The sequence below is a fragment of the Endozoicomonas sp. GU-1 genome (assembly GCF_027366395.1).
Lineage (GTDB): Bacteria > Pseudomonadota > Gammaproteobacteria > Pseudomonadales > Endozoicomonadaceae > Endozoicomonas.
This window is the reverse complement of sequence record NZ_CP114771.1, coordinates 881,066-906,414: the sequence shown is the minus strand read 5'-3', so window position 1 is coordinate 906,414 and position 25,349 is coordinate 881,066. Positions and strand designations below refer to the sequence as shown.

At 48.6% G+C, this 25,349-nt stretch carries 23 protein-coding genes; 12 read left to right on the top strand and 11 right to left on the bottom strand.

What is annotated here, in order from left to right; translation table 11 throughout:
- Positions 1-210: 210 nt before the first annotated feature.
- Both rraA and pykF read left to right on the top strand, forming a co-directional pair.
- Complete coding sequence (gene rraA, locus O3276_RS03495) at positions 211-690, top strand: ribonuclease E activity regulator RraA (RefSeq protein WP_269674391.1); 480 nt, start codon at positions 211-213, stop codon at positions 688-690.
- Positions 691-1,018: 328 nt separating this feature from the next.
- On the top strand, positions 1,019-2,458 hold the full coding sequence (pykF, locus tag O3276_RS03490; protein WP_269674390.1) for a pyruvate kinase PykF: 1,440 nt from the start codon (positions 1,019-1,021) through the stop codon (positions 2,456-2,458).
- Positions 2,459-2,573: 115 nt separating this feature from the next.
- Here pykF and O3276_RS03485 read toward each other — a convergent pair whose 3' ends face one another.
- Entirely contained in the window at positions 2,574-3,575 is a 1,002-nt protein-coding gene (locus O3276_RS03485) for a threonine ammonia-lyase (protein ID WP_269674389.1), read from the bottom strand.
- A gap of 233 nt (positions 3,576-3,808) precedes the next feature.
- Here O3276_RS03485 and O3276_RS03480 point away from each other — a divergent pair, with 233 nt between their 5' ends.
- A complete protein-coding gene (locus tag O3276_RS03480; protein ID WP_269674388.1) occupies positions 3,809-4,564 on the top strand; it encodes a CARD domain-containing protein in 756 nt (251 codons plus the stop codon).
- Positions 4,565-4,606: 42 nt separating this feature from the next.
- Here the strand turns inward: O3276_RS03480 and aceA are convergent, their stop codons facing one another.
- Positions 4,607-5,923, bottom strand: a complete 1,317-nt coding sequence (gene aceA, locus O3276_RS03475; protein ID WP_269674387.1) for an isocitrate lyase — start codon at positions 5,921-5,923, stop codon at positions 4,607-4,609.
- A 138-nt stretch (positions 5,924-6,061) separates the two neighbouring features.
- On the opposite strand from aceA, the gene O3276_RS03470 reads away from it, so the two are divergent.
- The 4 genes from O3276_RS03470 to O3276_RS03455 all read left to right on the top strand — a co-directional run bounded on the left by O3276_RS03470 (position 6,062) and on the right by O3276_RS03455 (position 10,999).
- Positions 6,062-6,994: a LysR family transcriptional regulator gene (locus O3276_RS03470; RefSeq protein ID WP_269674386.1), complete on the top strand. Its 933-nt coding sequence runs from the start codon at positions 6,062-6,064 to the stop codon at positions 6,992-6,994.
- A gap of 185 nt (positions 6,995-7,179) precedes the next feature.
- On the top strand, positions 7,180-7,311 hold the full coding sequence (locus O3276_RS03465) for a hypothetical protein (RefSeq protein ID WP_269674385.1): 132 nt from the start codon (positions 7,180-7,182) through the stop codon (positions 7,309-7,311).
- Positions 7,312-7,481: 170 nt separating this feature from the next.
- Entirely contained in the window at positions 7,482-8,657 is a 1,176-nt protein-coding gene (locus O3276_RS03460) for an alpha-hydroxy acid oxidase (protein WP_269674384.1), read from the top strand.
- A gap of 158 nt (positions 8,658-8,815) precedes the next feature.
- A complete protein-coding gene (locus O3276_RS03455) occupies positions 8,816-10,999 on the top strand; it encodes a malate synthase G (protein WP_269674383.1) in 2,184 nt (727 codons plus the stop codon).
- Positions 11,000-11,215: 216 nt separating this feature from the next.
- Here the strand turns inward: O3276_RS03455 and O3276_RS03450 are convergent, their stop codons facing one another.
- The 4 genes from O3276_RS03450 to mnmA form a co-directional block, all read right to left on the bottom strand.
- Positions 11,216-12,718 (bottom strand): hypothetical protein, encoded by a 1,503-nt coding sequence (locus tag O3276_RS03450; RefSeq protein WP_269674382.1) that lies wholly within the window; start codon positions 12,716-12,718, stop codon positions 11,216-11,218.
- 162 nt (positions 12,719-12,880) lie between these two features.
- Positions 12,881-14,251, bottom strand: a complete 1,371-nt coding sequence (gene purB / locus O3276_RS03445; RefSeq protein WP_269674381.1) for an adenylosuccinate lyase — start codon at positions 14,249-14,251, stop codon at positions 12,881-12,883.
- A gap of 162 nt (positions 14,252-14,413) precedes the next feature.
- On the bottom strand, positions 14,414-15,025 hold the full coding sequence (gene hflD, locus O3276_RS03440) for a high frequency lysogenization protein HflD (RefSeq protein ID WP_269674380.1): 612 nt from the start codon (positions 15,023-15,025) through the stop codon (positions 14,414-14,416).
- Positions 15,026-15,082: 57 nt separating this feature from the next.
- Positions 15,083-16,201, bottom strand: a complete 1,119-nt coding sequence (gene mnmA, locus O3276_RS03435) for a tRNA 2-thiouridine(34) synthase MnmA (protein ID WP_442876584.1) — start codon at positions 16,199-16,201, stop codon at positions 15,083-15,085.
- A gap of 314 nt (positions 16,202-16,515) precedes the next feature.
- Between mnmA and icd the strand changes: the two genes are divergently transcribed.
- From icd to clpA, 3 genes are all read left to right on the top strand, one after another.
- Entirely contained in the window at positions 16,516-17,772 is a 1,257-nt protein-coding gene (gene icd / locus O3276_RS03430; protein ID WP_209201676.1) for an NADP-dependent isocitrate dehydrogenase, read from the top strand.
- A gap of 388 nt (positions 17,773-18,160) precedes the next feature.
- The gene (gene clpS, locus O3276_RS03425) at positions 18,161-18,517 is read left to right on the top strand and encodes an ATP-dependent Clp protease adapter ClpS (RefSeq protein WP_101748546.1); all 357 of its coding nucleotides are present in this window, start codon (positions 18,161-18,163) and stop codon (positions 18,515-18,517) included.
- A 20-nt stretch (positions 18,518-18,537) separates the two neighbouring features.
- Complete coding sequence (gene clpA / locus O3276_RS03420) at positions 18,538-20,847, top strand: ATP-dependent Clp protease ATP-binding subunit ClpA (protein ID WP_269674378.1); 2,310 nt, start codon at positions 18,538-18,540, stop codon at positions 20,845-20,847.
- A 37-nt stretch (positions 20,848-20,884) separates the two neighbouring features.
- Here the strand turns inward: clpA and infA are convergent, their stop codons facing one another.
- The 3 genes from infA to aat form a co-directional block, all read right to left on the bottom strand.
- The gene (gene infA, locus O3276_RS03415) at positions 20,885-21,103 is read right to left on the bottom strand and encodes a translation initiation factor IF-1 (protein WP_020583463.1); all 219 of its coding nucleotides are present in this window, start codon (positions 21,101-21,103) and stop codon (positions 20,885-20,887) included.
- Between the two features lie 102 nt (positions 21,104-21,205).
- Entirely contained in the window at positions 21,206-21,913 is a 708-nt protein-coding gene (locus O3276_RS03410) for an arginyltransferase (protein ID WP_269674377.1), read from the bottom strand.
- Positions 21,913-22,629 carry a leucyl/phenylalanyl-tRNA--protein transferase gene (gene aat / locus O3276_RS03405; protein ID WP_269674376.1) on the bottom strand — a complete coding sequence of 239 codons (717 nt, stop codon included), beginning with the start codon at positions 22,627-22,629 and terminating at the stop codon, positions 21,913-21,915. The genes O3276_RS03410 and aat overlap by 1 nt, the downstream gene beginning before the upstream one ends.
- Before the next feature lie 374 nt (positions 22,630-23,003).
- Between aat and O3276_RS03400 the strand changes: the two genes are divergently transcribed.
- Positions 23,004-23,399 carry a hypothetical protein gene (locus O3276_RS03400; protein WP_269674375.1) on the top strand — a complete coding sequence of 132 codons (396 nt, stop codon included), beginning with the start codon at positions 23,004-23,006 and terminating at the stop codon, positions 23,397-23,399.
- Between the two features lie 34 nt (positions 23,400-23,433).
- On the opposite strand, the gene O3276_RS03395 is transcribed toward O3276_RS03400, so the two are convergent.
- On the bottom strand, positions 23,434-23,559 hold the full coding sequence (locus tag O3276_RS03395; RefSeq protein WP_269674374.1) for a hypothetical protein: 126 nt from the start codon (positions 23,557-23,559) through the stop codon (positions 23,434-23,436).
- 85 nt (positions 23,560-23,644) lie between these two features.
- Between O3276_RS03395 and O3276_RS03390 the strand changes: the two genes are divergently transcribed.
- Entirely contained in the window at positions 23,645-23,923 is a 279-nt protein-coding gene (locus O3276_RS03390; protein WP_269674373.1) for a 4a-hydroxytetrahydrobiopterin dehydratase, read from the top strand.
- 520 nt (positions 23,924-24,443) lie between these two features.
- On the opposite strand, the gene O3276_RS03385 is transcribed toward O3276_RS03390, so the two are convergent.
- Entirely contained in the window at positions 24,444-25,340 is an 897-nt protein-coding gene (locus tag O3276_RS03385; protein WP_269674372.1) for a YiiX/YebB-like N1pC/P60 family cysteine hydrolase, read from the bottom strand.
- Positions 25,341-25,349: the final 9 nt, after the last annotated feature.

Below are 25,349 nucleotides of genomic sequence, written 5' to 3'. Positions count from 1 at the left end.
GATTGCCGGGTTTGGCAAAAGTTCCTGCGCTGAGTTTTTAGTTCAGGTTGATAAAACCACCGGGAAAATGCCGAGCGATAGCGGGCATTGCACGTTTATGGTGTGGCATTTAATTGTGTAGAGAAGTAATCCGCATTTCACAGAGGAAAAGCTTTTCTCGGTGTTTTTTTTGGTTATCATGCCAGTCTGAATTGTCATGGGAGAATAATAATGAGTTTTACCACCCCCGATTTGTGTGATGATTTCCCAGGAAGCCTTCAGGTCGTTGACCCGGGTTTTAACAGCTTTGGTGGCAGGGATATTTTTGGTGGCGAAATTGTCACTATTAAATGCCATGAAGATAATTCCAGAGTTCGGGAGCAGGTGTTCAGTGACGGTCACGGTAAAGTGCTGGTTGTTGATGGCGGCGGTTCCCTGAGAAGAGCCTTGTTGGGTGATATGCTGGCAGAACAGGCCGTAAGCAATGGCTGGCAGGGTATTATTGTTTATGGCTGTATTCGTGATGTTGAAGTGATTTCACAACTGCCGCTGGGGGTACAGGCGCTTGCTGTACACCCGATGAAAACGGATAAAAAAGGGCAGGGAGAAGTCGATATTCCTGTTCGGTTTCATGGCGTGGACTTCATTCCCGGCCATTTCCTGTATGCCGATTTGAACGGGATTGTCGTTTCTGCTGAACGACTGGTTTGATTTCTTGATCAGTTTCCTGGTCCTGTTTCTTTCGATCCTGGCATTGTGGAAGCAGGGCGATCCCAGTCTTTCATAAATAACGAATCTTTCTATAATAAGTCACTGTTTCACAAGCATTTTCATAAGTTATTATGGTTGGTGGTTAATTAAACATATTTTCGGAAAATACTGATCTAAAACAACGGATTTATTGTAAAAAGGCCAAGGTTTTCTTTCGTTTTTGCGGTAGTATCCGCACCCACCAAAGTGTCGGGACTTCGTATACCTGACCGTCAATCACACTGGGAGCCTCTCGGACTTATGCCCGACAGGCTCCCGGAAATCCCCTATGACGGAGAAAACTCCAGTGAGAAAGACTAAGATCGTCTGTACCATCGGCCCAAAGTCTGAATCCCATGAGATGCTGACCAAACTGGTCGACAATGGCATGAATGTGATGCGACTGAATTTCTCTCATGGTGACTTTGACGAGCATGGTGCCCGTATTGCCCGTCTTCGAGAAGTCATGGCTGAAACCGGTAAGCGTGTTGCCATTCTTCTGGACACAAAAGGCCCTGAAATCCGAACTGTTAAACTGCACAATGGCGACGACGTCATGCTGAGCGCAGGACAGGAATTTACTCTGACTACCGACGCGTCTGTTATTGGTGACAGCACGCGTGTAGCGGTTACCTACGCCGGCCTGACCGATGACCTGAAGCCGGGTAACACGGTTCTGCTGGACGATGGCCTGATTGAACTGACGGTAAAAGAAGTCAAGGCTCAGGAAATCGTCTGTGAAGTCAAGAACAACGGTGAACTGGGTGAAAACAAAGGTGTAAACCTGCCTGGTGTTAAAGTTAACCTGCCAGCCCTGTCAGAAAAGGATAAGGCTGACCTGGTCTTTGGTTGTGAGCAGGGCGTTGATTTTGTAGCGGCTTCCTTTATTCGCAAAGCCAGCGACGTTAACGAGATCCGTGAACTGCTGGATGCCAATGGTGGTAAGGAAATCCAGATCATTTCCAAGATCGAGAACCAGGAAGGCGTTGATAACTTCGACGACATTCTGGCCGTTTCTGATGCCATCATGGTGGCCCGTGGTGACCTGGGGGTAGAAATCCCGGTTGATCAGGTGATCTTTGCCCAGAAGATGATGATCAACAAGTGTAACCATGCTCGTAAGCCGGTTATCACGGCTACCCAGATGCTGGATTCGATGATTAAGAATCCTCGTCCAACCCGTGCAGAAGCCGGTGACGTAGCAAACGCTATTCTGGACGGCACCGATGCCGTTATGCTCTCCGGTGAGAGCGCCAAAGGTAAGTACCCGGCAGAATCTGTAGCGGTCATGGCAACCATCTGTAACAGCACGGATGGCAGCATGGAACTGCGTGTTGAAGAGTTCGATGCGGAGATCGACAATTATCGAAGTATCACGCAAGCGGTCTGCCGTGGAGCAGTCAAGACGGCAGATATTCTGGCTGCCAAGCTGATTATCGTTGCCACTGAGCAGGGTAAGTCTGCACGTTCTCTGCGTAAGTTCTTCCCTAAAGCCCAGATTCTGGCGCTGACTTCTTCCGAGAAGACCGCTAACCAACTCAGTCTGAGCAAAGGGGTGACCACCAGCCTGGTACCACAGCAGGAAAACACCGACGCATTCTACAAGCTGGGTAAAGAGCTGGCGGTGAAACACAACTTTGTTCAGTCTGGTGATCTGGTTGTCATGGTTTCCGGTGCCCTGGTTGAGTCCGGTACTACCAATACTGCTTCTGTGCACGTGATCGATTAATATCTGACTCTTGCCTGTCCTTCCCACTGCGGGGGAGGGCTGGCAAGCATTGCTACAGATTGGATATATTTCCACCAGTTATGCCTGCCCAACGACCAGACGATCAATCGGATGCTCAGACAGCCTCTAATATTGCAGCGTACTTATCCGGATCAACGTTACCTCCACTGCCAATCGCCACTACGGTTTTATTTTCAAACAGTGCCGGGTTATCCATAATCGCGGCAATGGCCACCGCGCCGCTGGGTTCCAGCACCAGGTTCATCTCCTGAAAACCGAGCCTGATGGCGTCATGGGATTTTTGCGGATTGACTGTTATACCCCTGACACCGGTTTGCAGCACAATGTCCAGGTTGGCAATGCCAGGCTCAAGGGCCAGTAAAGCATCACAGTCACACAGGATATGACCTTTGGCTCGAGAGCGCCTGCCGTTTTCAAGGGAAATGCCCATGCCCTGGTAACCATCCACTTCAACGGCCCATACCTGGGTGTTGCTGCCAAACACCAGGCTGGATCCTGCCACCAGGCTGCCACCACCAACGGGGCAGAGAATGTGGTCACAGGATTTCCCGGACATCGCCAACTGTTCCTGCAGCTCCAGCGCTACAGATGCCTGGCCAATGATGATCTCGTGGTCATCGAAAGGGTGCAGCAGAACTGCGCCGTGGTCTTTGGCTATTTGCCTGGCCATAGCGCTGGCAGCTTCCTCCCTGGACGGTTTATTGCATTGGCAGAGAGTGATCTCTGCGCCGTAACGTCTGGCATTATTGACTTTTGATTTGGGGGCATCATGGGGCATTACCAGCCTGACCGGTATGTCCAGAAGCTGTCCGGCGGCTGACAGGCCTGCTGCAAAATTTCCTGAAGAATAGGCTGTAACACCTTGTTTTTTCTGGCTATCCGTTAAATTTAACAGTCGGTAGAACGCCCCCCGGAATTTAAAGGCCCCGGTAATTTGCAGAGACTCGGCCTTGATCAGCACTTCCCCGCTGATCAGTTCACTCAAGACATCGGATTTTAACAGCGGGGTGGTGCGCACATTGTTTCTTATTTGCTGAAAAGCATGGTTTAACTTCAGATAATCAGGAAGCTGGTTAACATTGGGTACTGCTGACATAACCTCAACATCTGTAACTTATTTAAAGGCAAACTGGCTTTGGTGCTGCCATCGCTTTTAAAAGATAGTCAAAATTGGCTGTGAGGTCTGAAAAGTTCAGTGCTGGGCGGTTTTCCCGGGCACAGGGATTATTGTGGGCTGTGACAGTTATCACTTAAAAATTGAACTTATACATAAAGAACAAGTCTATGTAAAACATACAGTCATAATAATTATCTAAAGGGATTGTGTGAATGTTTCCGAAGATTCCCGGGGTATCTGCCCTTCAATCATCCGTGTGGGCTAATCAAAGCTCAGGTGCAAGCAAAGGAAATAGCTCAAAAACAGCAAAGGATTTTTACTCGAAACTCAGTTCGCCTTATGCATATCAGCGTGCTGTCTGGATTCTTTATGATATAAATAACTTTATTAATTCTACACAGTCGACACTCAAAGATGTGCAGGCACTTAGGAGGGCAATACGTGAAAGAAATTTTTCCCCCTCTGCCATTGGTAAAAAGTTTGTCCCTCAACAACCCTGCACGCCATACGCAGAGCAGCAGACAGCAGAAATTCTTGCAGACTTCGATTCTTTCAGGGGCTCCGAATACACAACCCTTGGGGATGGCGTCGCCCTACGTCGATTAATCAATGATAAATTTCGTAATAACGAATTATCAAAAAGTGGTACTACTACCTACCACATTGCACATTCGGAGGCATTAAACTATCAAAAATTAGTGGAGAACTATGATAAAGCGGTGGATGGCCTGTTTGCCCATCAGATAAAAATACTGACAAACCATCTGGCGCATAAACTTACTATTTCCAGTGCTGAGCTTGAGAGTATCCAGCGTAAACGTAACAAGTCAGCGAAAGTCAGGTCACTTCTCGATACGTTAACAACGCCCAGTAAGCGCAGGAAGTCGCCGGAAAAAACAGCTCTCAGTTTTAAGAGTGCGCTAGAGAGGGTGCATTCTGAACTGGCCAGAGATATGTTTCATTGTTAAAAATGAGCCCCGTCATTCATCAGGGGCTCAAGCTTTTTCGATCTAGAACTGCTCTTCTTCCGTAGAGCCGGTTAACGCAGTTACTGAAGACTGACCACCCTGTATAACCGTCGTCATATCATCAAAATAACCGGTTCCGACTTCCTGTTGGTGGGCTACAAACGTGTAACCTTTTTCCGCAGCGCCAAACTCTGGCTCCTGGACCATCTCGACATAATGCTTCATACCTTCGCCCTGGGCGTAGTTATGAGCCAGTTCAAACATGTTGTACCACATGTTATGAATGCCTGCGAGGGTGATGAACTGGTACTTGTAGCCCATATCACTCAGTTCCTGCTGGAATTTGGCAATGGTTTCATCGTCCAGATTTTTCTTCCAGTTAAAGGAGGGTGAGCAATTATAAGCCAGCAGCTGGTCCGGGTACTCAGCTTTGATCGCTTCTGCAAACTTACGGGCTTCATCCAGGTCTGGAGTGGCGGTTTCACACCACAGCAGATCCGCGTATGGCGCATAGGCAAGACCACGGGCAATTGCCTGATCAATACCGGCCCTGGTCCGGAAGAAACCTTCAGGGGTTCTTTCGCCAGTCAGGAATGCTGAATCGTAAGGATCACAGTCAGAGGTGATCAGATCAGCAGCGTTGGCATCGGTACGGGCCAGAACAATGGTCGGTACATCGGCAACGTCAGCAGCCAGTCGGGCCGCAATCAACTTCTGTACAGCTTCCTGGGTGGGAACCAGCACCTTGCCGCCCATATGGCCACATTTTTTAACGGAAGCCAGCTGGTCTTCAAAGTGCACACCGGCAGCACCGGCTTCAATCATGCCCTTCATCAGTTCATAGGCGTTCAGTACACCACCAAAGCCTGCCTCTGCGTCCGCCACAATCGGGGCAAACATGTCAACATAGCCTTCATCACCCGCTTGTTTACCGGCTTTCCACTGAATCTGATCAGCACGACGGAAACTATTGTTGATGCGCTTGACCACTGCCGGCACGGAGTCAACCGGGTACAGAGACTGGTCAGGGTACATGGTGCTGGCGGTATTATTATCTGCCGCAACCTGCCAGCCGGAAAGGTAGATCGCTTCAATACCTGCTTTAACCTGTTGTACTGCCTGGCCGCCAGTGAGGGCACCGAGACAGTTGACATAACCTTTTCTAGACTGGTTGCCATACACCAGGTCCCAGAGTTTCTCAGCACCCTGTCTGGCAATGGTGTTTTCGATTTTCACCGAACCTCTCAGACGAACCACGTCTTCTGCACTGTAGGTTCGTTTGACATTTTTCCAGCGCGGGTTCTCCGCCCAGTCCTTTTCAATGCGGGCAATTTCTTCAGAGCGGTTATAGCGAGCCATGTTATTTTCCTCCCCCGGACAGCGAGGTGTAGTTATGCGACTGTTTAAATTCAAACAAATGTTTGATTTACGTCGCACATCCTAAACACCTGAGAAAGATTCTGGTAATTTATAAGAGTTATCTCGGGTATTTATAGAATGAATATTGCACGCGTTGATCTGAATTTGATGGTTTACCTGGATGTTCTGCTCAGGGAGCGCAACGTAACCCGTGCCGCGGAACAGTTGGGAATTACCCAGCCCGCCATGAGCAATGGGCTGCGCAGACTGCGGGAGTTGTTTAATGATCCTCTGTTGATCCGGACCAGCGAGGGGATGACCCCAACAGAGCGTGCACTTGAACTCCAGCCACTGATTCGTGAGGCATTACTGGCCATGGAGAAAACGATTCAGCCAAAAGAAAAGTTTGATCCTGAAACCAGTCAGCGGGTTTTCCGGATCATGGCTTCTGATTATGCTGAATCAACCCTGATCCCTCTGGTGTTGAAGCAGGTTCGCTCATTGGCTCCGAATGTGACGCTGGATGTCCTGACGCCCAGTGATGTGAGCTTTCACGACGTGGAGCAAGGCTGGGTGGATATGGCCATTAATCGCTTTGACAGTCTGCCTCAGTCGTTTTATCAGTCCCGGATCTGGCAGGATGATTTTTCCTGTGTGATGAGCAGGGAAAACCCGATACTGACTGACTTTACCCTGGACAGCTATCTTCAATCCCAGCATATCTGGGCCAGCAAAACCGGAATGGGGATTGGCGTAGGGGTTAATCCTGAGGATGTACAGCGACTGGGCTGGGTCGATGAAGCGCTGGCTGCTGTTGGCAAAAAACGTAAAATCAGTGTTTTTACCCGTCATTATCAGGTGGCGATGCTGTTGTCTGTCCAGAATGATCTGATCGCTACGCTTCCCAGTCGGCTTGCAGATATTGAACGACTCAGTACCAGGCTTGCTGTCGTCAGGCCCCCGTTTGAAATTCCATCATTTGACCTGTCCATGGCCTGGAGCCCTTTGCTGCATCACGACTCTGCCCATCAGTGGCTGAGGCAGATTATTAAATCCGTGGCGGACAAGTGACCTTGTCGTTTGTTTTCATGCAGACAAACAAATAACAACATAAACTAACAGTCCCGACTGTTATTCTTTGTTTATCTGTGTTCTAATTTGCTTGCTTTCGCTGATTTGCGCGAAACAGAAGAGGAAAATAAGACGTTATCCTCCGTTAAAGAAGTACAAAATCAGTTGGATTATTGGAGATAAAAATGGATTGGCTGAGTGACCTGGAAGCAGAGCATGCACTGTTTGATGTTGCCGAAGAGTGCAAGGAATTTATCGCCGAGTCATACTACTTGTTAATCTCTGAGCAGCAGCAGGGTGTTGTCCTGGACGACTGATTGACCAGAGCAGACGTTATTGAAAAAGCCCTTTCTTTTTCCCAAAAGAAAAGGGCTTTCTTTTTTCCCTTCACAGAATTTGAAGCCGGACCAGACAGAACACCCGGATTTTGCACATTTGTTTTTGCCCGCTAGATTTAACAGACTTCTACAAAATTTGGGCAGATCCTATGTTTGCCGCTCACTCCAATCTTGCACAAATATGCTCTATTCATGACTTACAGGCTCTGGCCAGAAAACGTGTGCCAAAAATGTTCTATGACTACGTAGACTCAGGTGCTTGGTCTGAAAGGACTTATGACAGTAATCACTCTGACTTTAACGATTTACTGTTTCGACAGCGGGTTGGGGTGGATGTAGCCCAGAGAAGTACCGCATCTCTTATGGCGCAGACTCCGGTGACAATGCCGGTGGCACTGGCTCCTGTTGGGTTGGCAGGGATGCAGTATCCTGATGGTGAGATTCTGGCTGCCAGGGCTGCAGAAGCATTTGGTATTCCCTTTGCACTGTCCAGCTTGAGCATTTGTTCCATTGAAGACGTTGCCCGGCAGACCCATCAACCTTTCTGGTTTCAGTTGTATGTATTTAAAGACCGGGATTTTACCCTGCAACTGATGGAACGAGCCAGAAAGGCAGGTTGTAAAACACTGGTTGTCACCATGGATCTGCCCATCATGGGGCAAAGGCATAAAGATGTTAAAAACAGGCTTTCAGCCCCGCCCCGGATAACCGCCACATCGCTGATTCAGTTCCTTAATCGCCCTGTCTGGTGTTGGAAGATGGCTTTCTCATCACATCATACTTTCGGGAATATTGTCGGTCATGCAAAAGGAGTCAACAATCTACGATCTCTTGCCGTGTGGACATCAGAGCAGCTGGATGCCTCATTAAGCTGGAAGGATATCCAGTGGATTCGTGACCACTGGGATGGTTATTTGATCATTAAGGGAATACTGAATACCGAAGACTTATATCGCACCATTGATGCAGGTGCCCAGGCAGTGGTGGTCTCTAACCATGGTGGACGCCAACTGGATGGTGCTCCGTCAACCATCAGAACTGTGGCAGGTCTTGTAAAAGCGGCAAACCAGCAGGTTGATGTGTTGCTGGATAGTGGTGTGCGCAGTGGTCAGGATGTACTGAAGGCGATTGCGCTGGGCGCTCAGGGGGTTCTTGTTGGGCGAGCCTTTGCTTATGGGCTGGGTGCTGCGGGTGAAGCTGGTGTAACCCGGGCTCTGGAGATCATTCATAAAGAGCTTGAGTCCACCATGGCACTGATTGGCGAGACGAAAATCTCCAGCCTGGGCGCTCATAATTTGATTATTCCCGATCAATTTTCCATTTAACAGTCACCATTCACAGGATAAATAGCCGTCATTGCGGGCGTTAATTGGACATACCTTCTCGCTTCGATAACATTGACGGTTGGATTGTTGTGCTTGTACATGGTTGCAGCATAATGTATACGTCAGTTGCATAATAATGATCAGGAAGTGAGGTTGACATGACTGAACGCATCCAGAAAGGCGGCCTGCAAATCGCTCGGGTACTCCATGATTTACTGGTAAATGACATTGTTCCGGGAACCGGTGTGGACCCGGAGAAGTTCTGGCTGTCCCTCGAAGCGTTGGTTAATGACCTCGCCCCTGAAAACAAAGCGCTTTTGGCCCGTCGGGATGAACTTCAGCAGAAGATTGATGTATGGCACCAGCAAAACCGTTATACCGAAGAAACTAAGTCTGAGTACAGGTCTTTCCTTGAGGAAACAGGCTATCTGCTGCCTGAAGGGGATGACTTTGCCATCTCCACCAGCAAGGTCGACAGCGAAATCGCTCGTCAGGCAGGGCCCCAGCTGGTAGTTCCTGTTATGAATGCCCGCTTTGCCTTGAATGCAGCCAATGCCCGCTGGGGCAGCCTGTATGATGCGCTGTATGGAACTGACGCTATTGGGGACAGCGAAGGAGCAGAAAAGGGCAAAGGGTATAACCCGGTTCGTGGCAGAAAAGTGATTGAGTTTGGTCGTGAATTGCTGGATACAGCAGCTCCACTGGCTTCCGGTAGCCACAAAGATGCCGTTCGCTATCAGGTGCTGGAGAACAGTCTGGCCATTTCACTTGAGGATGGTTCAATCACATCCCTGAAAGAGCCGGAAAAGCTCTGTGGTTATACCGGAACACCCGAAAAGCCCGACTCAATACTGTTGAAAAATAATGAGTTATACATTGATATTCAGATGGATTCTGAAGGTGTGATCGGCAGGGATGACGCTGCGAATGTGCAGGATCTGATCGTTGAGGCGGCCATTACCACCATAATGGACTGCGAAGATTCCGTGGCGGCAGTGGATGCAGAAGACAAGGCCCTGGTCTATCGCAACTGGCTTGGACTGATGAAAGGTGATCTGGAAGATACTTTCGTTAAAGGTGGCAAGCCGGTGACCCGAAAGCTGAGTTCTGACCGGATTTACACGGCACCAGACGGCAGTGAGCTGGTCTTACCTGGCAGAAGCCTGATGTTTGTCCGAAATGTCGGTCACCTGATGACCAATGATGCCATTCTTGATGCCGAGGGTAATGAAATCCCGGAGGGCATTATGGATGGTATGTTCACTTCCTTGATTGCCATCCACGACCTGAAGAAAAAAGCAGGTGGTCAGCAGAACTCCCGGGAAGGCAGCATTTATATCGTCAAGCCCAAGATGCATGGTCCCGAAGAAGTCGCCTTTACCTGCAAACTGTTTTCACGAATCGAGGTGGCGCTTGATCTACCTGCCAACACCTTGAAGGTGGGCATTATGGATGAAGAGCGCAGAACTTCCCTAAACCTGAAAGCGTGTATCCGTGAGGCCAGGGATCGTATTGTCTTTATCAACACCGGTTTCCTGGACCGTACCGGGGATGAAATACACACCAGTATGGAAGCCGGACCTGTTATTCCCAAAGGAGAGATGAAACAGTCGACCTGGATCCAGGCCTATGAAGATCAGAATGTTGATATTGGTCTCCATACAGGACTGCCCGGCAAAGCCCAGATTGGTAAAGGCATGTGGGCAATGCCGGATGAGATGGCCAAAATGATGGAACAGAAGATTGCTCACCCCCTGTCAGGGGCCAACACTGCCTGGGTGCCGTCGCCCAACGGTGCAACACTTCATGCTGTTCATTATCACAGAGTTAATGTTCTGGCCCGTCAGGAAACGCTGTCCCGTCGTCAACAAGCCAGCGTTGATGACATTCTGCAAATTCCGGTAATGACTGATCCGGGTAAATTATCCGCAGAGTTGATCCAGAAAGAGCTGGACAATAACGCCCAGGGCATTCTTGGCTATGTGGTGCGCTGGATTGACCAGGGTGTTGGCTGTTCCAAGGTTCCGGATATCAACGACATTGGTCTGATGGAAGACCGTGCCACGCTGCGAATTTCCAGTCAGCACATTGCCAACTGGCTTCGTCATGATATCTGTTCAGAAGCGCAGGTAATGGCAACCATGAAGCGTATGGCTGTGATTGTAGACCGGCAGAATGCCGCTGATACCGCTTACCGGCCCATGGCACCAGACTTTGATAAAAGTATTGCCTTTGCGGCAGCCTGCGACCTGGTTTTCAGGGGTTGTGAGCAGCCTAACGGTTATACCGAGCCTGTACTTCATCAACGCCGGAAAGAGTTTAAAGCGGCTGATTCTGCTTAAAGACTGATTATTCCGGGCGAATCCCGGGGTTAAAAACGCTCTCAATCAACCGGTTAGCGGGTTAATTGAGAGCGTTTTCTCTGTTAGATCAACGATTCTCCCTAGCCCGGATATTTCATAAACGTGCTAGTCTTCTTTAACATTATTTTTTAATGACTATCTGTTGCCCATGTTGATGTATCTCTGTTTAAAGCGGGCAGGCAGCAGAGCTTTAAATTATTCACTTTTTGGGGGGATGTTAAAGAGGTCGCTTGAGATGCCAAGGGATTTCAATACTTCAAAGATTTCATCTGTGGCGTCCTGCCCCAGGAGGGGCTCATAAGGAGAAGGCTCTTTTGTTGAATCAGATGGTTTTTTCAGCTTTACCCTGACCAACAACTCATCATCCTCGTCCATATTTGACATTGCCCGTTGAAAATTGGTTTTGAATTCTTTATACCGAGAAGATAGCATCAGATGGCTTGAAGGGGACCGGTCATCTGTAAAAACAAATCTGATTGATTTGCTATTACTAAAATTCATGTCATAGCACATAATCGGACAATCATTGCTGCCGGGCGTAGTGACAGATATCTCGAATGAGAGTGTATCGAGTTGAGGATCGGAATTTTCTTCTTTTGGTTGCCCGGAGTCTTGTGTGGAGTCTTGTACTAAACATTCGTCGGCTATTGAACAGACTTGCCTGGCTCTGTTTTCGCCATCAGTAGTGGAGGACTCTATTTTTTTTCGTTTCTGTGCTGGCTGATCAGTATCTGAGCCGTCTAAAAAAACAGGGAATGATTCAGAGGTGTCTTTCGTCTTTTCCAGACATGCCATTCGTTGTGTTGCAGGTTTACACCATTTCAGGGGGTAAATTGGGTAATTACTTGCAAAACTATATACTTGCTTGTCGTTGCTACTCTCTATCGAACAAGTGATTTCAATTGATGGCGTGTTTTTTTCGCCATCAGGGCGCTCCGGAAAGAGTTCAGATACGGTTTGCAACAGATGTTGACAGGATTCGCCGGTTATATCACTTAACCAACTAGCCGCAGCATGTCTGGCAAAGTTATAGTAGCTTAGTTTATCCCTGTTAGGGAAATGAGGTTGCCAGTTTAATATCAGGTCTTCATAGCAAACAATATAGTCACCTTGTAAGGGGTCGTCCTCTTGAGGTTTTCGCGATGCGTCCAGAATACGAATGGTGGGAGCTCCCTTAAAACCCAGGGCAACCGTTACCTCCTGTGCATCAATCAAAGGGTAATCAGCCAGTGAGAATGTCATGGGGGGACCAACATAAGGTGTATTCGCATCCAGCTCGCTTTTGCGAATCGGGCAAATAAAAGCCTCTCCATCCCATCTGGGCATGCTTAACGGCATTGGTTTATGGCATTTAAAGCAATTTAAATCCGGGTTTTTATGGGGAGCCTGCAGGTCAGGGTTCCGGGTGTAAAAATCATTAATACATTTTTGATGGTATGTGTGGAAGGATTCGCAATACGTTATTTTCGGCTGACTGATATAACGTTTATTCAGACAAATCTCCTTACGACATATTTGACATTTCGGAGATTCTTCGAACGTTGTGATGGAAAGGGAGGGAGCCACTTCAGAGACAATTTTAACAGCTGTTCCGCCCGGGGAAGTTGATTGAGAATTGAAACTTTTAGAGCCAAGGCTTGCGGTAAAAGAAGCATTTGCTGAAAGATTAGGAATTTGTCCTGAAACTGTCGAGTCCATGGGATAAGTCCAGTTGTTTTTTGAATAGTGCTTCTTGGACAACCGGACAGAAAAATAGTTCAGATCATTTAATTGGTTTCTTTGGTGATTATCCGAAACTGATGGATAATCACCTTATGAATTTAGGTGTTGCCTCTCCTTTTTGCCAATTCCCTGTCAGTGTTAAATTGCCAGGGCCTGTTCTACCGCATTACCAACATAGGTGGCGGGTGTCAGCGCTTTCAGCTCGGTCTTCACCTTGGCAGGAAGTTCCAGACCATCAATGAACGTTGCCAGAGTCGCTTTGGAAATGCCTTCCTGACCACGGGTCAGTGCCTTGAGTTTTTCATAAGGCTGTTCGATACCATAGCGGCGCATGACGGTCTGAATAGGCTCTGCCAGCACTTCCCATGCATTATCAAGGTCTTGCTGAAGACGGGCAGGGGAGGCTTCCAGCTTGCCAATGCCTTTCAGGGTCGCCGCGTATGCAATCAGACTCTGGCCCAGACCAACGCCCATATTGCGCAGCACGGTGGAGTCCGTCAGGTCGCGCTGCCAGCGGGACACCGGCAGTTTGGCGGCAAGGTGCTGCATAATGGCGTTGGCGATGCCCAGGTTACCTTCAGAGTTTTCAAAATCAATCGGGTTGACTTTGTGGGGCATGGTGGAAGAGCCTACCTCACCGGCCACCGTCTTCTGTTTGAAATACCCCAGAGAGATATAGCCCCAGACATCCCGGTCAAAGTCGATCAGAATGGTGTTGAAGCGACAGATGGCATCATAAAGCTCAGCAATGTAGTCGTGGGGTTCAATTTGGGTGGTGTAGGGGTTCCACTCCAGACCCAGGCTGGTGACAAACTGCTCGGCATGTTCAGCCCAGTCCACTTCCGGGTAGGCCGACAGATGGGCATTGTAGTTGCCGACAGCGCCATTGATTTTTCCCATGGGGACAATGCTTTCGATGTGTTTCAGCTGACGCTTCAGGCGGTAAGCCACATTGGCCATCTCTTTGCCCAGGGTGGTCGGGGAGGCGGTCTGGCCATGGGTTCTGGACAGCATGGGCTGGTCGGCATGGGTCCTGGCCAGCTGTTCAATGGCTGTGATGACGTTACGCATCTCAGGCAGCACGGCCTCGGTCATACCGGTTTTCAGCATCAGGCCATGGGCGAGGTTATTGATATCTTCCGATGTGCAGGCAAAATGGACAAACTCACTGATCGCTGAAAGCTCATCATTACCCTGAAAGCGCTCTTTGATCAGGTATTCCACCGCTTTCACATCGTGGTTGGTGGTGCGCTCAATCTCTTTCACCCGCTCAGCTTCGGCCATGGAAAAACCACTGACCAGGCTATTTAGCAGCTGGCTGGCTGGTTCAGACAGTGCCGGAACCTCGGTAATGGCAGAATGGCTGGCCAGAGATTGCAACCAGTGAACCTCCACCGCAACCCGAAAGCGGATCAGTCCATATTCACTGAAAATGGTTCTGAGGGATTGGGTCTTATCACCATAACGTCCATCAATGGGAGAGACGGCGGTCAGTGCATTCAGCTCCATGTTTTATGCCTTAAGCTCGGGGAAAAGGGCGCATGATAACGGATCCCTCTGTCAGATTCTAATCATTGGCCGGTTGGCCTGAAGCAGAATGCCGATCAGGAGGGAGATCACAGCCGGTTTTCCGATGCAGTGGATGGGGAAGTGCCCTTTGAAATTCAGCTATTACAGTCGCTTGAGGCCATCAAGTAACTTGCTTCGGCTGATGAACAGGTGCCAGCGACTGCCACCACACTGACGCCAGAGGGCGGCAGAGCGGATACCGGCCAGCAGAATAGCTCTGATCCGGTTGGCGTTAACCGGGTTCTGCAGGTGGCGCATATCGCCAGCCACCTGTATCCGGGTTTTAAAGGTGCTGATGGTATCCAGGTAGATGCTGGCCAGGTTGGCAATGACATTGTCATGCAGCATGCCAAAATGTTCGACCTGCTCTTTGGTTCTGATGAGACGCTCACCGATGGTGCTCAGCATCTTCCGGTTACGACTCAGCTTTTTCTCAATGTGAATCAGCGCCAGGGCATAGCGGATAACATCCCCCTGAATCGCGGTGCTGTCCCTGCTTAACACGGACTCCAGGGTTTTTCGCCCCATGGACAGACCATCGAAACCACCGTAAACCTGGGAAACATCATCCGGTGAGGTGACAAAAATACTGTGGATGGATGGGGTCAGAGCCGCTTCACTCCATTGCCCGGTCCTGGCCAGCTTGTCTACCAACTCTGCGGCCTGGAACACGCCAGATAATGCCGCCGCCTGATCCTTTGTCGAATATCGCACCAATCTTCTTCTCTGGGATTTCCGTTGTCGTTGATAAGATTTTCAGTTTCGTGAAGGTCAAGCTGACGCTTGTGTTCGTGTTTCAATAACACCGCCGCCAAGGCATACATTCTCACCATAAAGGTCATCATAAAAGACCACCGACTGGCCCGGAGTGACTGCCCGTTGCGGCTGATCAAAGATAACCCGGTAATCACCGCTGGCTTCCCGGGTAAGCGTGCAACCCTGATCCTGCTGGCGATAACGCACTTTTGCCTTGAGCTGACAGGGCATCTGTGGCGCTTTTCCTGAGACCCAGTCGATGTGCGAGCAGGTCAGGCTATCTGAGAAGAGCAGGGGGTGATCCTTGCCCTGGCCAGCGATCAGTACATTTCTTTCAAGGTCTTTATCAAGTACATACCAGGGCGCTTCATCGGCATTTTTCAGTCCGCCGATCCCCAGTCCCTGTCTCTGGCCAATGGTGTGGTACATCAAGCCCGAGTGTTCACCAATCACCTTGCCATCTTCCGTTTCAATAACGCCGGGTTGTGCTGGCAGGTACTGCTGCAAAAAGTCCTTGAATCGGCGCTCGCCGATGAAGCAGATGCCGGTGCTGTCCTTTTTGTTATGGGTAATCAGACCGTGTTCTTCGGCAATGCGTCGAACTTCAGTTTTTTCCAGGTCACCGACCGGAAAGAGAGTGCGGGCAATCTGTTGTTCGCTGACCGCATGGAGGAAGTAGGTTTGATCTTTACTGTTATCAACCCCTTTCACCAGATAGCTATGGCCATCACGATCCACACGACGGCAGTAATGCCCCATCGCTATGTAATCGCTGCCGAGGGTGAATGCGTAATCCAAAAAGGCTTTGAACTTGATCTCTTTATTGCACAGGATATCCGGATTCGGAGTTCTGCCGTTTTTGTATTCATGGAGAAAATGTTCGAAAACATTGTCCCAGTATTCAGCGGCAAAATTGGCTTTATGTAAATGAATGCCAAGTTTGTCACAGACGGCCTGGGCATCGGCCAGATCGGTCATTGCGGTGCAGTATTCAGACCCGTCATCTTCCTCCCAGTTCTTCATAAAAAGTCCTTCCACCTGGTAGCCCTGCTGTTGCAGAAGCAAAGCGGATACGGACGAGTCAACACCGCCGGACATGCCAACAATCACTTTGGTTTGGGAAGGATGCTTTATCACTGGGGTATACTGCCACCTGTCAAAAAATAGCTGACCATTTTACCTTTCCCGCTAAATAAGCGCCATACCGATGGAAATTTATAGTGGTAAATGCAGATGGCGGTTTCGCTTTTATAACAAAACTTCGTTTATTCCTGGCTAAGGATGGTATATGGTATACGCGTTTTTGTGCGGTCAGCTTGCCGTTGTCAGCAGTGCTTTTATCCTGCTGACACTGCTGTTGGATATGGCTGCATGCTTTAAATAACGACAAGAAGCGTTGAACCAGTCTTTGATCTGGCTAAACCGATGATTAGAGAACGGAGTTGATAATGGGATACCAAAAGATCAAGGTGCCTGCCAACGGTGACAAAATCACTGTCAACGAGGACCTCTCCCTGAATGTTCCCGATACCCCTGTCATTCCTTATATTGAAGGTGACGGTATTGGTGCTGACGTTTCACCAGCGATGCTGAAAGTTGTTGATGCTGCTGTGAAGAATGCCTACAAAGGGCAGCGCAAAATTGAGTGGATGGAAGTTTTCTGCGGTGAGAAGGCTACTCAGGTTTACGACGATAATACCTGGCTTCCGGAAGAAACACTTGAGGCTCTCAAAGAGTATGTTGTCAGCATTAAAGGCCCACTGACAACGCCGGTTGGTGGTGGTATTCGCTCGCTGAACGTGGCTCTTCGTCAGGAGTTGGATCTGTTCGCCTGCATTCGTCCTGTGCGCTGGTTCAAGGGTGTGCCAAGCCCGGTAAAAGAGCCGGAAAAAACGGATATGGTGATCTTCCGTGAAAACTCGGAAGATATCTATGCAGGTATCGAGTGGCAGGCTGGCAGTGCTGAAGCCGAAAAGCTGATCAACTTCCTGCGTAATGACATGGGCGTTACCAAAATCCGGTTTGAGCAAGATTGTGGTATTGGGGTCAAGCCTGTTTCAAAAGAGGGCACCGAGCGTCTGGTGAAGCAGGCGATTCAGTTTGCCATCGATAACAACCGTAAATCCGTTACCCTGGTTCACAAGGGTAATATCATGAAGTTTACGGAAGGTGCCTTCAAGGATTGGGGTTATCAGACAGCTGTTGAATACTTCGGCGGCCAGCCTCTGGATGGTGGTCCATGGCATACTGTCAAAAACCCGAATACCGGTGAAGATATTGTTATCAAGGATGTGATCGCTGACGCTTTCCTGCAACAGATTCTCCTGCGCCCGGCAGAGTATGATGTCATTGCCACCCTGAACCTGAATGGCGACTACATTTCTGATGCGCTTGCCGCCCAGGTTGGTGGTATCGGTATTGCTCCTGGTGCCAATATCGGTGCGCCAACGGCCGTCTTTGAAGCTACTCATGGTACTGCTCCAAAGTATGCAGGCCAGGATAAGGTAAACCCGGGTTCCGTCATTCTTTCTGCTGAAATGATGCTTCGTCACCTGGGCTGGAATGAGGCGGCAGATCTCATTATCAAGGGTATGGATGGTGCTATCGGTGCCAAGACCGTTACCTATGATTTTGAGCGACTGATGGAGGGTGCAACGTTGGTCAAGTGCTCTGAGTTTGCCGATGAAATAATTAACCACATGTAAATTTTCAGTTAACTTTTCATCAGTTAAAGCCGGAAATTCATTTCCGGCTTTAATATTTTATCCCCCCTTTTTTTATTGTACTTTCCACGTTTATCTCCTGTTGTTGTGAGTCGCCCGATCAATTTTCGAAAGTCGGTCATTGTGATTTGCTCCAGTATCTTTAGAATGAGAAGAGAAATCCTGGCAAATTTGTCAATTTCTTAGTAGGTGTGCACTAATTTATCTTCTGTCATCAAATGTCTGTAAACCGTGCCGATCAGTATTTTGTGCTCGTTGTTTTTATGATTAGCTTTTATGATTGGCAGTAGTAAATACTTGCGGTGCCATGAGTGTGCTGTTGGTTACCAGACAGTTAAGTTACAAATCGAAGGTTGGCAGTCATAAAACCATGAGTAATCTCGAACTGTTTCGTCTAAGCTTGCAAAAAGAGGGAGAGGAACAGGAAGGTGATCTGAGCGTTGCAGTCGTTCCGGAAAAAACCAGACTGGCTCCCCCTCCCATGTATCAGGTCTTGCTCCTGAATGATGATTTTACACCAATGGATTTTGTTGTTGAGGTACTGGAGAAGTTTTTCAGTATGCCAGAAGGGAAGGCGACTCAAATTATGCTGATGGTACATACCCAGGGAAAAGCCGTTTGTGGTGTATACAGCAAGGATGTCGCGGAAACCAAGGCTCAGCAGGTTAATGAATATTCCAGAGAAAACGACCATCCCCTGCTGTGCAAGACAGAAAAGGCCGATTAGCGTTTTCAAGGTTACACCATATGCTTAACAAAGACCTCGAAGCAACACTGAATAATGCATTTAAAGACGCCCGCGATAATCGTCATGAATTCATGACAGTTGAGCATCTTTTACTTGCTTTGCTTGATAATGAATCCGCAGCCAGAGTCCTGGTTTCCTGCGGAATTGATCTTCATAAACTTCGCCAGGACCTCACTGAGTTTGTCAGCTCAACGACCCCATTAATCCCCGACGATGACCATGAGCGTGAAACGCAGCCAACACTTGGCTTTCAGCGAGTACTGCAGCGTGCTGTTTTTCATGTGCAAAGCTCCGGTAAAAAGGAAGTGACCGGTGCCAATGTACTGGTCGCTATTTTCAGTGAGCAGGAAAGTCAGGCTGTCTACTTCCTGAAGCAGCAGGATGTGGCCCGCATAGATGTTGTTAATTTTATTGCCCACGGAATATCCAAGACGCCGGGGCAGGAGCTCGAAGAGCTTGGTCACGACCTGTCCGATGATATGGAGCCGGAGAGCAGCAGTGGTGGCAGCAGCAAGAACCCCCTCAAACTGTATGCCACTGATCTGAATGATCAGGCGCGTCTTGGCAGAATTGATCCCCTGGTTGGTCGGGCTGAAGAAGTGGAGCGGGTCTGCCAGATTCTTACCCGTCGCCGGAAAAACAACCCTTTGCTGGTTGGCGAGGCCGGGGTAGGGAAAACGGCCATTGCTGAAGGCCTGGCCCGTCGGATCGTTGATGGTGACGTGCCTGAGGTTTTATCCAAGGCTGTTGTTTACTCACTCGACCTGGGTTCGCTTCTGGCCGGGACCAAGTATCGCGGTGATTTTGAAAAGCGTTTCAAGCAGTTACTGAGTGAACTTAAGAAACTGGATCATGCGATTCTCTTTATCGATGAAATTCATACCATCATTGGTGCAGGTGCAGCATCTGGTGGAGTGATGGATGCCTCAAACCTTCTGAAGCCAATGCTGACTTCCGGCGAGCTGCGCTGTATCGGTTCTACCACATTTCAGGAGTTTCGCGGGATCTTTGAAAAAGATCGGGCACTGGCAAGAAGATTCCAGAAAGTAGATATTGTCGAACCCAATGTTGAAGACACCTTCCAGATACTGCTTGGACTGAAGAAGAAATTCGAAGAGCATCATGCTATCAAGTATCAGGATGAAGCCCTGAAAGCGGCGGCCGAACTGGCAGACCGCTACATTAATGATCGTCATATGCCCGATAAAGCCATTGATGTTATTGATGAAGCAGGGGCGTATCAGCGGCTTCAGCCTGAGTCCGAACGGAAAAAAGTTATTGATGTCGATGATGTGGAAAGGATTGTCGCCAAGATGGCCAGGATTCCGCCAAAGTCTGTCTCTTCCTCTGACAAGGAATTGCTCGGTAAACTTGAGCGCAATCTGAAAATGGTGGTGTTCGGACAGGACGAGGCGATCACTTCATTATCCACGGCTATCAAGCTTTCAAGAGCAGGCCTCAAGGCACCTGAAAAACCCGTTGGCTCTTTCCTGTTTTCCGGACCAACCGGTGTCGGCAAAACAGAAGTTTGTCGCCAGCTGGCAAAGGCCCTGGGTATTGAGCTCGTGCGCTTTGATATGTCTGAGTATATGGAAGCCCACACTGTCTCACGCCTTATAGGGGCACCCCCGGGTTATGTCGGGTTTGACCAGGGCGGTCTGTTAACTGAGGCCATCAATAAAACGCCGCACTGTGTGCTGTTGCTCGATGAAATAGAGAAAGGCCACTCCGATGTGTTTAACCTGTTACTGCAGGTTATGGATCATGGCACCCTGACGGATAACAATGGTCGTAAGGCTGATTTCAGAAATGTGATTCTGATCATGACCACCAATGCCGGTGCTGAAAACATGACCAGAAGCTCCATGGGCTTTCTTGAACAGGATCATACCACTGACGGTAATGAGGCCATTAAGAAAACCTTTACGCCGGAATTCAGAAATCGTCTGGACGCCATTATTCCCTTTGCCTCACTCAATGATGACATTATCAAGCATGTGGTTGATAAATTCCTCACTGAACTTCAGGCTCAGCTGGATGAGAAGCGCGTGCAGCTGGATGTTGATGACAAGGCTCGCAGCTGGCTGGCGGAGAAAGGTTTTGATCGCCAGATGGGTGCAAGGCCTATGGGGCGGGTTATTCAGGAGCACTTGAAAAAGCCCATGGCAGAACAGATTCTGTTCGGAAAGCTTGCCGAGCATGGTGGTAATGTAAAAGTAACTGTTCGCAAGGGAGAGTTGTACCTCAAGTTTGAGGCAGCGAAAAGCCGTGCTTCCGATCTGGAGGCAATTGATGGTGGGGCAGGTTAGAAGACAGCGGGTAGGTGCTCAGGGGTGAGCACCGCTGTTAGCGAGAACGGTAAGTGATACGGCCTTTCGTCAGGTCGTATGGCGTCAGCTCTACCTTCACCCGGTCACCAGTCAGAATGCGGATGTAGTTCTTGCGCATTTTTCCGGAGATGTGCGCGGTAACAACATGGCCATTTTCCAGTTCTACACGAAACATCGTATTAGGAAGGGTGTCAATAACGACACCCTCCATTTCCAGACTCTCTTCTTTTGCCATTAAATAACTACCTCAAAGGGGTTGGTACGGCTTGGTTAAATTTGTTGGGCATTCTGCCTGAAAACAATTGGTAAAGCAAAGCACCCTTTACTGTCAGTCGTATTATTTCAATTGTCGCCATTCCTGACTGACATAAAGCTCCACGGGGCGGTATTCGATTTTGTAATTCATTTTCTGGCATTTCCGGATCCAATAACCCAGATGGAGATAGGGTAGCCCGAGTTTTCTGGCATGATCGATAAGCCATAAAATACAATATCGACCAAGGCTGCGTTGTGAGCAATCCGGATCGTAGAAGGTGTAAATTGCGGAAAGACTGCTGCGTAAATGATCCACCACCGATACTGCAAGCAGTTGTCCGTCCAGACGAAACTCATAAAATGCGGTAAATTCGGTGCTTTCAACCAGAAAAGAGGTGTACTGTTCAATCGTTGCAGGATACATATCACCATCCTGGTGGCATTGATTGATATACTTTTCATAGAGCAGATAATGCTCATCCTGAAAGTCTGCAGATACCTTGGCAACCCTGAGTGCAGAGTTGCGATTCCAGGTCTTTCGCTGCGTTCTTCTCATTTGAAAGGCATCTACGGGGATTCTTGCCGGTATGCAGGCCCTGCAGCGGTGACAGTGTGGGCGGTAAATATGCTGGCCACTTCGTCGAAATCCAACGTCGGCAAGATCACTGCACAACTCTTTGTTCAGCGGAATTTCCGGATCCATAAATAGTGTGGTTGCCTGCTCCTCAGGCAGGTAGCTGCATTCATGGGGTTGTGTGGCATAAAATTTGATATTTTTGTACTGGCTCATTATCGAAGGTCATTCCATTGCCATTCCTGTTTCCAGTCTGAACAGGAAGGTGCCTGTGAGCAATAGCGGTCCAAATAATCTACAAATCTGGATCTTGAAATCAATTTTGCCCCAAGAGAGTCCAAATGGTCTGAATAGACCTGACAATCAATCAGCTCAAACTGCCAGGTTAAAAGTTGTTCAGAAAGGGCTGCCATGGCAATTTTGGAAGTATTGCTCTCTCGGCTGAACATGGATTCCGCGAAAAAAATTCGCCCTTGAGCTACCCCATAAAGCCCTCCAACCAGCCTGTCTTCTTGCCAGACCTCAACAGAGTGTGCATGCCCGGCATCATGCAAAGCTGTGTAGGCGTCAATCATCTCATCGGTAATCCAGGTTCCTTCTGAGTCCCTGCGGATACTTGAGCAGGCCGTTATAACCGCTGCAAAGTCGTAATCAAAAGTAACCCGGTAGAGCTCTTTTCGCAGCAGCTTGCGCAATGATCGGGATAAATACAGCTCCCCCGGTTTCAGCACCATTCGTGGGGAGGGTGACCACCATAAAATAGGATCGCCCTCATTAAACCAGGGAAAAATGCCTTGCTGGTAAGCCATTACCAAAGTGTCCACCGCAAGATTGCCCCCAATAGCCAAAAGCCCGTCCGGCTGTTTAAGCGCATGCTCAAGGGGAGGAAAGCCGATAACATGATCCGGCAAAAGTGTTATTGTCTCAGGCATTGTCTAACGTGTTGTTTTATCAAGCTGTTGAGTGCATTGGTGCGGTATCAGGATTACTGCTTCCATCAGAATACCCTATAACCCGGGCTTAGCCCATGAATTTGCAAGTTAGCCATGTATGGCTGCAATTTGGTAAAAAATTCCCTGAACCGGCAAAGTTGTCTGTTCATTTTTCAGATAAGCCTTTCCATATGTCTTTTTATGTATTAGACTGCGCCACCTAGTCTACTGATATTCTGCTTTTAACCAGCCGCTTAATGAAGAATAACTCAGATCTTCTTAATATTTCTCTCGCTTCAGTGCGTAACTCTCGCGCTGGTGGAAGCTTTTTATTAATTCCTATCTTATAAAACTCCCCGGAGGTAATCGAATCTATGGGTACCCTGAGCATGGGCGGAAGCATTGATACAAGCAGTGAAATGGATATCATTGAACAGCAACGCCTGGCAGCTCTTATTGAAATTACAGAGCAACACAATCGGGAAGTAAGCCAGCTTAAATCGCGCCTGGAAACTGCCGAGAAGAAAGCTGAAAAAGCTGCTGCCCAGCTGAAAAACATGGAAAATGAACTGAAAGATCTGAGAGCCAGCAATCCTGATCGAATGAAGAAGCAGATCAAGCGTCTTCAGGAACAGAATCGCACGCTTACTGGTGAAAACAGTGGTCTGAAAACCAAACAAAAGCAGCTTACCCAGCAGCTGAATACCGCAACTCAGGAGCTTGAGCAGCTGAAGTCTGAAGAGGCTAAAGCAGAAACTGAGAAGGCGTAATTCCTAACCTGGATTACTGGTGACTCCTGGCAGTTCAGTAGGCATCCGGCAACCGCTTACCCCATGCTTTGGGTTGTTGCCGGTAAGGCACCGCAAGCTTCTTGCAGGTATAGACTGCCTCGCAGGGTCTGTGCACTTTCTCCACAGCATGACCAGACAATTTGCATACCTGCATTTCTGATGCCATCCCCTTATATTTGAATTAGACTGAATTTCGGTTTTTATTCAATAACAGGAGTGCATGTATGAATGACTGGGTTTCCTGTCAGTATGACAACATTGATCATATTGAAAAATCCTTCGGCTTTAAAAAATACTCTCGAGCTTTGGCATTTTGTAACGCCATTGCCTGCCTAGCTGAAGCTCATGTCCACCATCCGCGAATTGTTATTGAGTGGGGCAAGGTAATTATTGCCTGGGGAACCCATCAATCCGATGAGGGTAGTGGCGTGCTGGCTATTGATCGGGCATTGGCACAGCGTTGCGATACTTTATATGAACAGATGAATGCCCCCGTTTCCTGATTCTCCTGGCTCTGGGTATTTTGCCCAGAGTCCGCTCCGTCTCAGTTCATGAAGCGGTGCCTGTGTCCTCATGCTTTGAGAGTGGTTCTCCTTGCTTAAAATCACACGCCCAAATGGCGAATGAGAGTCGTGAGCTATTGATTTCTTTGAATTTCTCTTAATATTATAAAATGATCTTAATCTTCAATGGACGTATTTTGATTCTGAATCATACTTACGATGCTGGTTTGATCGACTTCCCCCTACGATCAGGTCAGTCTAGGTCAGTAATGACCTTGGTACTTGGATTGTGTACCTATGTTTCACTCCTAATGGTCTTAGCCCGTGTCTCCTTCCCCCAGAAGCGCGGGTTTCTTTTTGGCTGCCTTTTATGTTTCAGCTCTTGATCCACGAGGCTCTTAAAGATCTTTGCACGGCATTTCGTTTGTTATGCATCAAAAAACCAGAAAATGATTAAATGGCAGTATGCGCCTGGAGTGGTCAGTGAGTTGAAACAGAGTCGCTCTCACCACTGTTTTTCTTATCGGGAGAGAGGGGGAGCGGCATCCCCCAAAACCTCATGATCCACAGTGCTTTCTTTTTGTAGCTGCTCAATTTGCTGGGAAGACATATAAAAATCCGCTTCTCGACCCTCCAGCACCCGCTGACCATGCCAGGGCAATAGTCGATAATCTGCGTGATGGCTGTAATCGAGAAATGGATACTTGATAATCTGAAAGTAGGGGGAGTAATCGAAGTCACGGGGCGTGCACAGCTTTGGATTTCGTTGAAAGAGTTGTACGCCGGCATCGCCATCGTGTTTAACCAGGGGCAGGATGGGAAAGTGGATAAAACTAAAAGCTTCAGCAATCATTGTTGAGCAGACGGTTTTTGTTTCCTGGCCCGGAGAGTGCTGAAATAACGAGGAGCCAAGTCTTCTGGGCAGGAAAGAGTAGGGGAAGAAAAACCGGGCAAGATCAAGAATCTGCCTGACATTGTAATCCATACCCAGGCGGCTGGTTGCGTAGTGTATGACTTTCTGGCTGTCGCTGTAGCTCAGACCTTTAGGTCGGCATATCCGCAAATGCTCCCCTTCATAGTTTTTCAGGGGCTGGATGGCGGTACCGATTCCCAGTTCACTCTCAATAATCAGTTGTTCATCAGGGGAGCCGCCATAGGATTCACTGACAATCTGGCGAATTCTGTCGTCCTCAATGTCATGGAGGCGGCCAAGATAAAGCATGGCATGGGACCAGGGGCTTTGAGTGGTTTGCTTGATAACCCGGCTGACTCTGGATCTTCCTTCCACCAACAGAACATCGCAGGGCTTAATTTCATGCCTGACTCGTTCAAAATCACACAGGGGGCTTGTTCTTTCCTGAACGTTGTGGCTTAGCCAGTCTGTAAGGCATCCCGCAACCATTTTGAAGAGTTCCATACTCCAGTC